Origin of the sequence: Phenylobacterium sp. (assembly GCF_037138395.1) — a bacterium.
Lineage (GTDB): Bacteria > Pseudomonadota > Alphaproteobacteria > Caulobacterales > Caulobacteraceae > Phenylobacterium.
Genome location: NZ_JBAXIM010000070.1, coordinates 1 through 12623, shown reverse-complemented (window position 1 = coordinate 12623; position 12623 = coordinate 1). Strand labels below are relative to the sequence as shown.

Below are 12623 nucleotides of genomic sequence, written 5' to 3'. Positions count from 1 at the left end.
CCTGCGCCCGGGCCCTGCGCGCCGCGGGCGCCGCAGCGGTGGACGCCGCCGTCATTGCCAGGGTTAAAGACCCGGCAAGCCTCACCCTATAGACTGTACCCAGAGAGCCGAGGGAGAGCCGCATGGCCGCCGTGACGATCTATACCAAGCCCTTCTGCCCCTACTGCGTGCGGGCCCTTGGCCTGCTGGAGCGAAAGGGTGCAGAGGTCACCGAGATCGAAGCCGCCTTCGACGCCAATCTTCGGGCCGAGATGCTGCGGAAATCCGGCGGCGCGGCCACCTATCCGCAGATCTTCATCGGCGACCGGCACGTGGGTGGCTGTGACGACCTCCATGACCTGGAGGCGCAGGGGCGCCTCGACACCCTGCTGGCGGGCTGAGGCGGTGCGCGTCGCCCTGGTCCAGACCCGAACGCCGGCCTCGCAGGCCGCAGCCCTGGATCATGTCCTGCCCCTGGTGCGGCAGGCCGCTGACGCCGGCGCCGAGCTGATCCTGACGCCGGAGGGAACCAACATCCTGCAGAAGGACCGCGACCGCCTGAAGGCGGCCCTGACGACCGTCGAGGCGGACCCCGTGGTCTGCGGCCTTCGTGCCCTGGCGCGCGAGCGCGGCGTGCACGTCCTGATCGGCTCGGCCCTGGTGGACGCCGGCGGCGAGAAGGCGGCCAACCGCAGCCTGCTGGTGGGCCCAGACGGCGAGGTCGCCGCCGCATATGACAAGCTGCACATGTTCGACGTCGACCTGCCCACGGGCGAGACTGCGCGAGAGAGTGCCGCCTATGCCCCCGGCGACCGGGCCGTGACCGCCCGGGCCGGCGGGGCCCGGCTGGGCCTGACCATCTGCTACGACATGCGCTTCCCGGCCCTCTATCGGGCCCTGGCCCTGGCGGGCGCCGAGGTCCTGACCGTGCCCGCCGCCTTCACCCGGCCGACGGGGCAGGCGCACTGGGAAATCCTGCTGCGCGCCCGGGCCATCGAGACCGGGAGCTTTGTCCTGGCCCCCGCCCAGGGCGGCTTCCACGAGGACGGTCGCGGCACCTGGGGCCGCAGCCTGGCCGTCGGCCCCTGGGGCGAGGTCCTGGGCGTCCTCGACCACGACGAGCCTGGCGTCCTTGTGGTGGACCTTGATCTTCCGGCCTCCGCCCGTGCGCGCCGGTCCATCCCGGCCCTGGCCAACGCCCGTGCCTTCTCAGGCCCGGAGTCCCTGGCATGATCCGTTACGCCCTGGCCTGCGGCGTCGGCCATGACTTCGAGGGCTGGTTTGGAAGCTCAGGGGACTTCGACGACCAGTCGGTCCGAGGCCTTGTCTCCTGCCCCATGTGCGGCTCCGCCGAGGTGCGGAAACAGATCATGGCCCCCGCGGTGTTCACCACCAAGGGGCGCGAGGGCCCTGCGAGCGGCCCCTCGCGCGAGATGATGATGGAGATGGCCAGTCGGGTCCGCCGTCACGTCGAGGAGAACTTCGACGATGTGGGCGACGCCTTCGCCCGGGAGGCCCGGGCGATCCATGAAGGCCGCTCCGAAGAGCGCGGGATCTATGGGGAGGCGACGCCCGAGGAGGTGAAGGCGCTGGTCGAGGATGGTGTTCCCGTAGCCCCGCTGCCCCAGACCCCTCCAGACCGCCAGGACCTCAACTGATCGGGTCTCAGGGCGCCAGGTAGGTCAGGGCGCCAAGTAGGCGATCGGCCCCGTCGGCTTCAGGGACTTGTTGATCAGGCCGACCAGCGAATAGCTGTCCTTCCCTTCCAGGGCCACGCTCCGCATCCCCGCCTTGGGCGAGAAGTCGAGGGTCTTCAGGTCCAGGGCCACGACATAGGGGCTGAGGGCGGACTCGAAGTAGTAGACACCGCGGGTGTGGTCGATGACCGTCCGCCAGTAGGTGGGGGCGATGTTCGGGTGATCGGGGTCGGGAGCGCCCCAGGGCACGGAGACATTGCGCATCACCGAGAAGACGCCGGCCACCTGCTTGCGCGGGTCTGTCTCGTTCGTGCCCAGGCGCTTCAGGTAGTAGCTGGCCCGCACGAAGCGGTCCTCGGACTGGTGGGAGCCGGGCAGGACCCGCGAGCCGTCCATCCGGCTCCAGTAGGTGTTGAGGGTCAGCTGCTTCTCGAACGTCGGACTGTTCGTCATCACCTGGAAGGACCGGTCGTGATGGATCACCGGCTTGCCCTTGATGTACTCGATGACGGCGGAGTCCCCCGAGGGGTCACTGATGGATAGGTGGACCGTCGGGTGGCCCGCGCCGCCGGGTCCGAAGGTGGAGGGCACGATGTAGATCGGGTCCGACTTCATCGCTTCCACGACCTCGGACACGGTCGAATAGTTGGAGAGGATGTACTGGACCCAGGCGCCCATCGAGATCCGCGGCTTGGCGGATGCTGGCGCGGGCCCGAAGTCGGCTTCGGCGAGATAGAGGAGGTTGGCGCCCAGGCCCTTCTCGTTGACGCCGTCAAAGGCGCCGTCGATGGGACCGCCGGGAGTCATGGAGCCGGCCGCGACGACCGTCCCGAACTTGCTGGCCCAGGTCAGGCCGCCCTTGATCCCCTCGTTCTGGATGCCCCGGGGGATGACGTAGAAGTGGGTGTTGAAGTCGTAGGGCCAGTCCATGGACCGGCCTGTGATGACGGCACCGTCATCTCCCAGCCAGGTTGCGCGCGAGCAGGCTTCGGCCGGCTGGACCGCAGCCATCGCCAGGGCAGAGGCCATTGCGGCCGCGAAGATCTTCATGCCGAGGCTCCACGCAAAAGCAAATAATCATTTTCTTATGGTCGCCCCGGGAGTGTTGTCAAGCCCTCTTCGGTCCTTGGGCGCGGAACCGCCGCCGTCTAGGATGGCGCGGAAAGAAGGAGATCCTGCATGCGTTCCGTTCTGATCGCCGCCGTCGCCGCGCTGGGCGCAGCGTCCACCGCCGCCGCCGCGCCCACCAAGGCGTCTGGCCCGAGGCCGGACCAGGTGGCCTTCCGGGACCTCTACAAGGAGCTCATCGAGACCAACACCACCCTGTCGAGCGGCAGCTGCACCCTGGCGTCCGAGAAGCTCGCCGTCCGCCTCAAGGCCGCCGGCTACACTGACCGGGAGATGGAGGTTGTGGTCCCGCCCGAGCAGCCGAAGCAGGGTGCCCTGGTCGCCACCCTCGCGGGGACGGACCCGAAGCTGAAGCCCATCCTCTTGCTGGCCCACATTGACGTGGTCGAGGCGAACCGGGCGGACTGGGAGCGGGATCCCTTCACCCTGATCGAGGAGAACGGCTTCTTCTATGCGCGGGGCGCCAGCGACGACAAGGCCATGGCCGCCGCCTTCGCGGACAACATGATCCGCTACAAGCGCGAGGGCCTGAAGCCGAAGCGCAGCCTCCGCCTGGCCCTGACCTGCGGCGAGGAGACTCCCGACAATTTCAATGGCGTGGAATGGCTGATCGCCAACCGTCCCGAACTGCTGGATGCCGAGTTCGCCCTGAACGAGGGCGCCGGCGGACAGATCGACGCCAATGGCAAGAAGGTCTTCCTGGGCATCCAGGCCGGCGAGAAGGTCTACCAGGACTTCACCCTGCGGATCACCAATCCCGGCGGACATTCCTCCCGGCCGGTCAAGGACAACGCCATCGTGCGCCTGTCTGCGGGCCTAACCCAAGTTGGCGCCTACGACTTCCCGATCGCCCTGAACGAGGCGACCCGCAACCACTTCGCCCGGATGGCCGATATCGAGGGTGGCGAGACCGGTGCGGCGATGAAGGCCATGGCAGCCAATCCCTCTGATGCGGGAGCCGCCGCCCTGCTGGCGCGTTCGGCGGGCCGTAACTCAATGATGCGCACCACCTGCGTTCCCACCCAGGTGCAGGCCGGTCATGCGCCGAACGCCCTGCCCCAGAGGGCCGAGGCCAACGTCAACTGCCGGATTCTTCCCGGCGAGAAGGTCGAGGATGTCCGCCAGGCCCTGGTGCGGGTTATCAACGATCCGGGAATCTCCGTCCAGCCGGTCGGCAAGCTGAGCCCGGTCTCGCCTCCGCCGCCGCTCAACGCCCGGATCCTCGGTCCGGCGACCAAGGTGGCCGCCGCTATGTGGCCTGGCGTGCCCATCGTGCCGGCGATGTCGACGGGGGCGACGGACGGGCGATTCCTGCTGGCCGCGGGCACCCCCACCTACGGCCTCTCGGGCATGTTCAGTCCGCCAGGCGACAGCGGGGCCCACGGCCTCAACGAGCGGATCGGCGTCCAGGCCCTCTATGAGGGACGGGACTTCCTCTACGAGGTGGTCAAGCTCTACGCCCGGAATTGATCGCGGCCCCAGGGCCTCTTGTGTGGCGGAAGCGCCACACTACATCCCTCGTGTAGCGGTTGCGCTTGATCAAGGCGACCGTCTGGCATCCGCCTTACGAGGGGAAATATGAACATCGACCAGTACACCGACCGCGCCAAGCAGGCGGTCCAGTCGGCCCAGAGCCTCGCCCTGGCCCGTCGGCACCAGCAATTTTCTCCCGAGCACCTGCTCAAGGTCCTCCTTGAGGAGAAGGACGGGCTCTCCCGGGCCCTGATCCAGAGCGCCGGCGGGCGGCCCGACGCCGTTGACCAGGCGGTGGACGCCCTGTTGTCGCGCCGGCCGCGCGTTGAGGGTGGGTCGGGACAGATCTACCTGGCCCCGGAATCCGCCAGCGTCTTCGCCGCCGCCGAGGCTGGTGCCAAGGCCGCGGGCGACGCCTTCGTCACCACGGAGCGCCTACTGATCGCAATTTCGAAGGAGGGCGGCGAGGCGGCCCGGGTGCTGCGGGAGGCCGGAGTCACCGAGGCGGCCCTTGAGACGGCGGCCCAGTCCCTGCGCAAGGGCAAGACTGCCGACAGCGCGTCGGCCGAGGAAGGCTATGACGCCCTGAACCGCTATGCCCGCGACCTGACCCAGGCCGCACGGGACGGCAAGCTCGATCCCGTCATCGGGCGCGACGAGGAGATCCGCCGGACCATCCAGGTGCTGTCGCGACGGACCAAGAACAACCCCGTCCTGATCGGCGAGCCCGGGGTCGGCAAGACCGCCATCGTCGAGGGCCTGGCCCTACGGATCATCAACGGCGACGTTCCCGAGAGCCTCAGGGACAAGAAGCTCCTGGCCCTCGACATGGGTGCCCTGATCGCCGGCGCGAAGTACCGTGGCGAGTTCGAGGAGCGCCTCAAGGCGGTGCTGAACGAGGTGACTGCCGCCGAAGGCTCGGTCATCCTCTTCATCGACGAGATGCACACCCTGGTCGGTGCCGGGAAGACCGAGGGCGCCATGGACGCCGCCAACCTGCTCAAACCCGCCCTGGCCCGGGGCGAGTTACACTGCGTGGGCGCCACGACCCTCGACGAGTACCGCAAGCACGTGGAGAAGGACGCCGCCCTGGCCCGCCGGTTCCAGCCCATCTTCGTCTCCGAGCCCACGGTGGAAGACACAGTCTCCATCCTGCGCGGCCTGAAGGAGAAGTACGAGGTCCACCACGGGGTCCGGATCACCGACAGCGCCATCGTGGCGGCGGCGACGCTTTCCAACCGCTACATCACCGACCGCTTCCTGCCCGACAAGGCCATCGACCTGGTCGACGAGGCCGGTAGCCGGGTGCGCATGGCTGTGGACTCCAAGCCCGAGGCGCTGGACGAGATCGACCGCCGGGTGGTCCAGCTGAAGATCGAGCGCGAGGCCCTGACCCGGGAGAGCGATGACGCCTCCCGCCAGCGGCTGGAGAAGCTCGAGGATGAGCTCGACGACCTCGAGGGCCAGTCCGAGGACATGACCGGCCGCTGGCGCGCGGAGAAGGAAAAGGTCTCCTCCGCCGCCCAGATCCGCGAGGCCCTGGACCGGCTACGGGCCGAACTCGTCGCCACCCAGCGGCGCGGTGACCTCCAGAGGGCCTCGGAGATCGCCTACGGCGAGATCCCGCCCCTGGAGAAGCAGCTTGCCGAGGCCGAGCAGATGGCCGCCGGCGATCCGGTCAGCCCAGAGGTGGTGGATGCCGCCCAGATCGCCGCCGTCGTCTCGCGCTGGACCGGCATTCCTGTCGACAGGATGCTCGAGGGCGAGCGCGAGAAGCTTCTGCGGATGGAAGACTCCCTGCGCGGCCGGGTGGTCGGGCAGGAGGAGGCCCTGGAGGCCGTCTCTGACGCCGTTCGCCGGGCCCGGGCTGGGCTTCAGGACCCCGCGCGCCCGATCGGCTCCTTCCTCTTCCTGGGCCCGACGGGCGTGGGAAAGACCGAGCTGACCAAGGCCCTGGCCGAGTTCCTGTTCGACGACGAGTCCGCCATCACCCGCCTCGACATGAGCGAGTACATGGAGAAGCACTCGGTCAGCCGGATGATCGGCGCGCCTCCCGGCTATGTCGGCTACGACGAGGGCGGGGCCCTGACTGAGGCGGTCCGTCGCCGGCCCTATCAGGTCGTGCTGTTCGATGAGGTCGAGAAGGCCCACCCGGACGTCTTCAACGTGCTCCTCCAGGTCCTGGACGACGGTCGCCTGACCGATGGCCAGGGCCGGACGGTCGACTTCCGAAACACCCTTCTGATCATGACGTCCAACCTGGGCTCCGAGTTCCTTGCCACCCAGAAGGCGGGCGAGGATGTCGAGGCGGTGCGGGGCGATGTCATGGGCGTGGTCCGCAGCCATTTCCGGCCCGAGTTCCTGAACCGGGTGGACGAGATCATCCTCTTCCGGCGCCTGGGCCGGGCGGAGATGGACAACATCGTCCGCATCCAGCTGAGCCGCCTTGAGAAGCTGCTCGCCGACCGTCGGATGACCCTGTCTCTCGATGACGCGGCCATGACCTGGCTGGCCGACAAGGGCTACGATCCGGTCTACGGAGCCCGGCCACTCAAGCGGGTGATCCAGAAGGACCTGGTCGATCCCGTAGCGCGCAAGCTGCTGCAGGGCGACCTGACGGACGGATCCGTGATCGCCGTGACGACAGGCGCCGAAGGCCTGGTGATCGGCCGGCCCCAGGTCCACTGACCGCCGAAGCGGGGCGGGGCTCAGTCCTCGCCCCGCACCTTTCCCCGGAGGGACTTCACGCCGCCCCGCCGCACCTTGCCCTCTACCCTGCGGACCTTCGAGGCCAGGGTCGGGCGGGTGCGCTTGCGGGGCGGGGGCGGTGGCTCGGCCGCCTTGCGAATGAGGTCCACCAGGCGCTGCAGGGCCTCGGCCCGGTTCCGCTCCTGGCTGCGGTGGGTCATGACGCTGAGCACCAGAACGCCGTCCAGGGTCAGGCGCCGACCGGCCAGCTTCATCATCCGCAGGGCAACGTCGTTGGGAAGGGAAGGGGACCTGCGGACGTCGAATCGCAGCTCTACCGCGGTCGAGACCTTGTTGACGTTCTGGCCGCCAGGCCCCGCCGCACGGATGAACTTCTCGATGATCTCATCCTCCGGGATGAGGATCTGTGGGGTGACCTCGATCATGGCCAGCCCCCGGAATCAGGCGTCGCGGCAGGCGGGGCAGAGGCCGCGGGCCTCGAGGGTCAGGCCGCGGATGGAGTACCCTGCCAGCCCAGCCGCCGCCAGGACCGGGGCGAAGTCTGGCTCGACCTCCTGGGCCGATCCGCAGCAGTCGCAGATCAGGAAAGCGGCCCTGTGCTCGGCGTCCCGGATCCGGCAGGGAACATAGGCATTCAGGCTCTCGATCCGGTGGGCGAAGCCCTGACGCTCCAGGAAATCCAGGGCCCGGTAGACCGTCGGTGGCTTGGCTGGCGGGCCGCCTGAGGCATAGGCCGCGATCATGTCATAGGCCTTCAGGGGCGCTTCGGCCTCCAGAAGTAGCTCCAGCACCCTTCGCCTTGGCGGCGTCAGGCGCTCGCGGGACACGCTGCACAGGCGTTCGGCTTCCAGCAGGGCCTCCGCCAGTCCCGGGCCGCTGAGGCCCTGTCTGGGGCCATCATCGTGTCTGCAATCCTGAGCCATACGAAAGGGCTAGACCTGAAGTCGACGGCGCGCAACCGCTGGGCTCAGCCCTCGCTGTCCTGGCCTTCGCCGCCTTCGAAGCTCCGGGGCGCACGCCGGCGGCGTACGGGGCGCGGTTCTTCAACCTCAGCCTCGACCCGGGGACGCCGGGGACGCAGGAAGTCCGGGGCGTGGCTCTCGGCGCCGTCCTCGCTGCGAAGGGTGGGCGAAGGCTCGCGGTCCTCCCCGCCGGTGATGGGGCCGCCACTCGGTTCGATCACCGCCATGGGATCCCGCTCGGGTCGGTCTTCCTTCGGGCGTTCCGGCCGGTCGTCGCGGTCGCGCCAGCGTTCCCGTCGCCCGCCCTCCAAGCGGTCAGGTCTTGGCCGGTCATCCCTCGGTCTTTCATCCCGGGGCCGCTCATCCCGGGGCCTATCATCCCTGGGCCTATCATCCCTGGGCCTATCGTCCCTCGGCCGCTCATCCCTCGGCCTGTCGTCCCTCGGTCGATCCTCACGCGGGCGCTCGTCCCGGGGACGGTCGTCCCGATATCGATCTTCCCTGGGTCTCTCATCCCTGGGTCTCTCATCCCGGGGCCGGTCATCCCGGTCTCGGGGTCGGTCGCGCCATCCGCCCCGGTCGCGGGATTCGGCCTCGGTTTCGACCGTCTCGACCTCAAGGCCCTCGCCCGACTCGTCCTCGAAATCGACGTCAAAGCCGGAGTTGAGCTGGTCGCGGCCGATGATCTCGGAGGCGGGTCGATTGGGCTGCATGGCCCGGATCAGGCGGAAATAGTGCTCTGCGTGCTGCAGGAAGTTCTCGGCCAGGACGCGGTCACCGGCGGTACCCGCGTCCCGCGCGAGTTGCTGGTACTTTTCGTAGACGATTTGGGCGCTTCCGCGAACCTTGACGCCTTCAGGCCCATTGGACTCCACGGCCCGGTTGGCATTGTGCTGCTGAGGCTTGCCTACCGGGCCGCGATTGCGACCGCGCTGACGCTTCATGCCCTTGAAATCTCTCATGTCCCGCCATTCCGATGTCCCGTGTCCTCGTAGACCGGGCTTGGCCTGTTCTTCTGGCCTGCGCGCCGGGGCGTCCCGGCGAAAGTGATCCGAAGCTGAAATATCCCCGTCGTTCCACCCAGAGCCTGGCGTTTCGTTTTTCACGGAACGCCCTGCCGGCGAGGCACCCGGTCTGATCCTGAGGGTCAGGCGGTCCTGTTCGTCGGCGGTTTGGATGGAGACAGGTAACCCGTCTAACGGCTCAGTCGTTCGTTTCCAAGGGGTTTTTCATACCGGTCACCACACGGTCATGGGTGGACAGGTCGGGCAGGGTCTCAACTTCCATGGCCCCCGCCGCCCTGAAGAGGGGCTCCGCAGCGGCCTTCTGATCGTAACCGATCTCGACCAGGAACCGACCGCCGGGCCGCAGCATCCGAAGGATCTCGGGAGCCAGCTGCCGGTAGGCGTCCAGACCATCGGGGCCGCCGTCCAGGGCGATGCGGGGTTCATAGTCCCTGACTTCAGGATCCAGGGTCTCGATGACCGGGCTGGCAATATAGGGCGGATTGCAAACCACCAGGTCGAATTCCGAACCGGCCAGGCTGCCGCTCCAGTCCCCCCGGAGCAGGGCGATTCGATCGGCGAGGCCCAGGCGCGCCGCATTGTCCCTGGCCACGGCCAGGGCCTCTTCGGAGACGTCGATCCCCAGGCCCCGGGCTGCCGGACGCTCGGCCAGGATCGCCAGGAGGATGGCACCGGACCCGACCCCCAGGTCCAGGATCCTGAAGGGCCGCCCTTCGGGGAACAGGCGAAGGGCATAGTCAACGATGACCTCGGTCTCGGGTCGCGGCGTCAGGACGTCGGCAGTCACCCCGAGCATGATGTTCCAGAACCCCTTCCGCCCGAGGATGTGGCTGACAGGCTCCCGGCGAATGCGTCGCTCAAGGTAGGCGTCCAGCCGCTCGACCTGCGCTGCGGAGAGCTCCCGATGGGGGTCGCCGACGATGTCGGCCCGGGTCACGCCGCAGGCGGCCTCGACCAGGACCCGGGCATCGATGACCGGTCCCGGCACGCCCGCGGCCTCAAGCCGGGACCGCGCGCCCTGCCAGGCCTGCAGGAGATTTCGGCTCACCCAGGTTCGCCCGGCGTGCTGCAGGCGTCGCCGACCCGAACCGTCCCGCCGTGTGAGACCTGGACATAGATCCCGCAGTCCCGGTGGCCGTACTGGTTGAAGAGGTGCTCCACCAGGGGCATGTCCTTCTCGGCGGTCTGCGGGTCCACCTCGGTCGCAGCGCAGCGGACGATGGGGGCGAAGACCGTGGTGCGGGCGAAGCCGACCAGCAGGCTGCGGCCCTTCCAGTCGTTCTCGACCCAGGGGGGCCAGCCTTCGACATAAAGGTTGGCGCGGAACCGCATGGGGTCCACTGGCTGCCCGATCCTGGCCTCCAGGTCCCGGACGCTGGCCAGGTTGACGATGGAGATGTGGCCAGCGGGGTGATCAAGGAACTGGTAGTCCGGCGCCTCGAGCACGCGGACATCCTCGTGGGCGTCCTCGCCCAGCAATCCCCCGACCCAGCCGGCAAAGCCGTCGCGTCCTGCCTCGGCCCCCAGGTCCCCCCGGAAGTCCGGATGCCCGGGCGCCGAGGCGGAGAGATCTGTTCCCTCGACCCGGGTGCGGGCCGAGGCAACGACCGGGTGGGCGGCCAGGACCGCGAACTTCATCTTTGGGACATAGCGGGGGGCAGCTGGATCGAAACCGGAGGGCCCGTTCTCCACCACCCAGCGTCGATCCTGGGCGATGGCCCGGCCCGGGACCAGGTCGGCCTCGGAGAGGGACTCGGCCGAGAAACCCTTGATCGGATAGCGGAACATTCCAGTGATGAGAGCTTCCATCAGGCGAACTCCGCTTCGAGACTGGCCAGCCGCTCGGCCTGGTCCTCGGCGATAAGGGGGTTGATGACGTCATCCAGGGCCTCGCCCTCGAGCACCCTGGCCAGGTTGTAAAGGGTCAGGTTGATCCGGTGGTCGGTCACTCGCCCCTGGGGGAAGTTGTAGGTGCGGATGCGCTCGGACCGGTCGCCCGAGCCCACCTGGCTGCGCCGGGCGTCCGCGCGGGCGGTATCCAGGGCCTCGCGTTTCATGTCGTAGAGGCGGGCCTGCAGGACCTTCATCGCCCGCGCCCGGTTCTGGTGCTGCGACTTCTCGGACGAGGTCACGACGATGCCGGTGGGCAGGTGGGTGATGCGCACGGCCGAGTCGGTCTTGTTGACGTGCTGTCCGCCGGCCCCCGAGGACCGGTAGGTGTCGATGCGCAGGTCCACCTCGCGGATTTCGATATCGACGTCCTCGACCTCTGGCAGGACGGCGACGGTGGCAGCGGAGGTGTGGATTCGACCGCCGGCCTCGGTCTCGGGAACCCTTTGCACCCGGTGAACGCCGCTCTCGAACTTGAGCCTGCCAAACACGCCTTCGCCCGTGATTGCGGCGATGACTTCCTTATAGCCGCCGAATTCGCCCTCCGAGACGGAGTCGATCTCGATCCGCCAGCCCTGAAGAGCGGCGTAGCGCTGGTACATGCGGAAGAGGTCGCCGGCGAAGAGTGCGGCCTCATCGCCGCCGGTGCCGGCCCGGACCTCGAGGATGGCTGAGGCGTTCTCGTCACGGTCCCTGGGTGCGAGCAGCAAGGCGACCTGCCGCTCCAGTTCAGGCAGGCGGGACTTGAGGTCCTCCAGCTCGTCCCGGGCCAGGCCCGACATGTCGGGATCGCCTGAGGCCGCCATTTCCTCGAGTTCGGGGGCCTCGGACCGGACCTTGTCCAGGGCGTGGACAGCCTCGACCACCGGCTTCAGCTCGGCATGTTCCCGAGACAGGCGCACGATCTCTGCGCCGTCCGAGGCGGCGGACATCCGGGCTTCGATCTCGTGGAAGCGGCCGAGGACCTGGTCGAGACGGGCTTGGGGCAGTCGCACGGTGCGGGATCTTCAGGGAGGGACGGGAGGCAGGGTTCTAGCCCGCTGCGTCCGGCTTGCCAAATCCCCGGGTCGCTCCGGCGGAAGTCGGGGCGGCCCATGGGCGGGCCACCCCGGATCCGGATGGGATCAGACGCGCACGCCGTTCATGGTGGCGTTGCCGAAGGCGCCGAGCTTGACGTTGCCCGAAAGGCTGTCGCCGCTGACGGTGGCTTCGAACTCCAGGGTCATCGGCATGGGGCTGGTGATGGCCGAGGACCAGATCAGCTTGTCGCCATCCACCTTGCCGGTGATGTCCTGGTCGCCCATGCGGCCGGTGGTCTTGCCGGTGAAGGTGTCACCGCTGGTGGTGATTTCGGCGTTCACTTCCTGAGCGCCCATCGGGGTATTGATCGTGATCTTCCAGTTACCGTCTGCAGACATGGCTCTCTCCTCTTTGCGAAGCGGCACCTAATCAAGCCCGGCGAGGCCTTGCAAGCGGCGCTTCTATTCGCCGCCGGCGGGTTCGCCGGGGACGCCCCTAGGTGGGGGCTACTCCGGCGCTTTCAAGTTCGGCCGCCCGGCGTTCCACAAGCTCGACGATGTGTTCGACCATGCGGTCGTTGTCCATCTTGTGGGCTGCCTTGCCGGCCAGGTAGACCATGCCCGCTCCCTTGCCGCCGCCTGTGAAGCCGACGTCGGTCATCAGGGCCTCGCCAGGGCCGTTCACAACGCAGCCGATGATGGACAGGCTCATGGGCGTGGCGATGTGGGCCAGCCGGGCCT

14 protein-coding genes are annotated in these 12623 nt (G+C 68.3%); 5 read left to right on the top strand and 9 right to left on the bottom strand.

The features are described from left to right. Nucleotides 1-122: 122 nt before the first annotated feature. From grxC to WCJ52_RS07325, 3 genes are read left to right on the top strand one after another with little or no spacing between them, the layout of a single operon-like run. Nucleotides 123-380, top strand: a complete 258-nt coding sequence (gene grxC / locus WCJ52_RS07335) for a glutaredoxin 3 (RefSeq protein ID WP_336902655.1) — start codon at nt 123-125, stop codon at nt 378-380. After that, on the top strand, nt 334-1212 hold the full coding sequence (locus tag WCJ52_RS07330) for a carbon-nitrogen hydrolase family protein (RefSeq protein WP_336902654.1): 879 nt from the start codon (nt 334-336) through the stop codon (nt 1210-1212). The genes grxC and WCJ52_RS07330 overlap by 47 nt, the downstream gene beginning before the upstream one ends. Continuing rightward, the gene (locus WCJ52_RS07325; protein ID WP_336902653.1) at nt 1209-1637 is read left to right on the top strand and encodes a DUF1178 family protein; all 429 of its coding nucleotides are present in this window, start codon (nt 1209-1211) and stop codon (nt 1635-1637) included. The genes WCJ52_RS07330 and WCJ52_RS07325 overlap by 4 nt, the downstream gene beginning before the upstream one ends. A 24-nt stretch (nt 1638-1661) precedes the next feature. Here WCJ52_RS07325 and WCJ52_RS07320 read toward each other — a convergent pair whose 3' ends face one another. Beyond that, on the bottom strand, nt 1662-2726 hold the full coding sequence (locus tag WCJ52_RS07320; RefSeq protein WP_336902652.1) for a linear amide C-N hydrolase: 1065 nt from the start codon (nt 2724-2726) through the stop codon (nt 1662-1664). A 129-nt stretch (nt 2727-2855) separates the two neighbouring features. Here WCJ52_RS07320 and WCJ52_RS07315 point away from each other — a divergent pair, with 129 nt between their 5' ends. Then, nucleotides 2856-4274: a M20/M25/M40 family metallo-hydrolase gene (locus WCJ52_RS07315; RefSeq protein ID WP_336902651.1), complete on the top strand. Its 1419-nt coding sequence runs from the start codon at nt 2856-2858 to the stop codon at nt 4272-4274. A gap of 108 nt (nt 4275-4382) precedes the next feature. Continuing rightward, complete coding sequence (gene clpB, locus WCJ52_RS07310; RefSeq protein WP_336902650.1) at nt 4383-6965, top strand: ATP-dependent chaperone ClpB; 2583 nt, start codon at nt 4383-4385, stop codon at nt 6963-6965. 20 nt (nt 6966-6985) lie between these two features. Here the strand turns inward: clpB and arfB are convergent, their stop codons facing one another. From arfB to WCJ52_RS07270, 8 genes are all read right to left on the bottom strand, one after another. Beyond that, the gene (arfB, locus tag WCJ52_RS07305; RefSeq protein WP_336902649.1) at nt 6986-7411 is read right to left on the bottom strand and encodes an alternative ribosome rescue aminoacyl-tRNA hydrolase ArfB; all 426 of its coding nucleotides are present in this window, start codon (nt 7409-7411) and stop codon (nt 6986-6988) included. 15 nt (nt 7412-7426) lie between these two features. Then, nucleotides 7427-7909 carry a transcriptional repressor gene (locus WCJ52_RS07300; RefSeq protein WP_336902648.1) on the bottom strand — a complete coding sequence of 161 codons (483 nt, stop codon included), beginning with the start codon at nt 7907-7909 and terminating at the stop codon, nt 7427-7429. Between the two features lie 44 nt (nt 7910-7953). After that, nucleotides 7954-8910: a DUF4167 domain-containing protein gene (locus WCJ52_RS07295; RefSeq protein ID WP_336902647.1), complete on the bottom strand. Its 957-nt coding sequence runs from the start codon at nt 8908-8910 to the stop codon at nt 7954-7956. 241 nt (nt 8911-9151) lie between these two features. Continuing rightward, nucleotides 9152-10021 carry a peptide chain release factor N(5)-glutamine methyltransferase gene (gene prmC, locus WCJ52_RS07290; protein ID WP_336902646.1) on the bottom strand — a complete coding sequence of 290 codons (870 nt, stop codon included), beginning with the start codon at nt 10019-10021 and terminating at the stop codon, nt 9152-9154. After that, entirely contained in the window at nt 10018-10782 is a 765-nt protein-coding gene (locus tag WCJ52_RS07285; protein WP_336902645.1) for an MOSC N-terminal beta barrel domain-containing protein, read from the bottom strand. The genes prmC and WCJ52_RS07285 overlap by 4 nt, the downstream gene beginning before the upstream one ends. Beyond that, a complete protein-coding gene (gene prfA / locus WCJ52_RS07280; protein ID WP_336902644.1) occupies nt 10782-11858 on the bottom strand; it encodes a peptide chain release factor 1 in 1077 nt (358 codons plus the stop codon). The genes WCJ52_RS07285 and prfA overlap by 1 nt, the downstream gene beginning before the upstream one ends. 129 nt (nt 11859-11987) lie before the next feature. Then, the gene (locus WCJ52_RS07275) at nt 11988-12281 is read right to left on the bottom strand and encodes a hypothetical protein (protein WP_336902643.1); all 294 of its coding nucleotides are present in this window, start codon (nt 12279-12281) and stop codon (nt 11988-11990) included. Between the two features lie 97 nt (nt 12282-12378). Beyond that, nucleotides 12379-12623 (bottom strand): flavodoxin-dependent (E)-4-hydroxy-3-methylbut-2-enyl-diphosphate synthase (locus WCJ52_RS07270; RefSeq protein WP_336902642.1); only part of this gene is annotated, 245 nt, incomplete at its 5' end.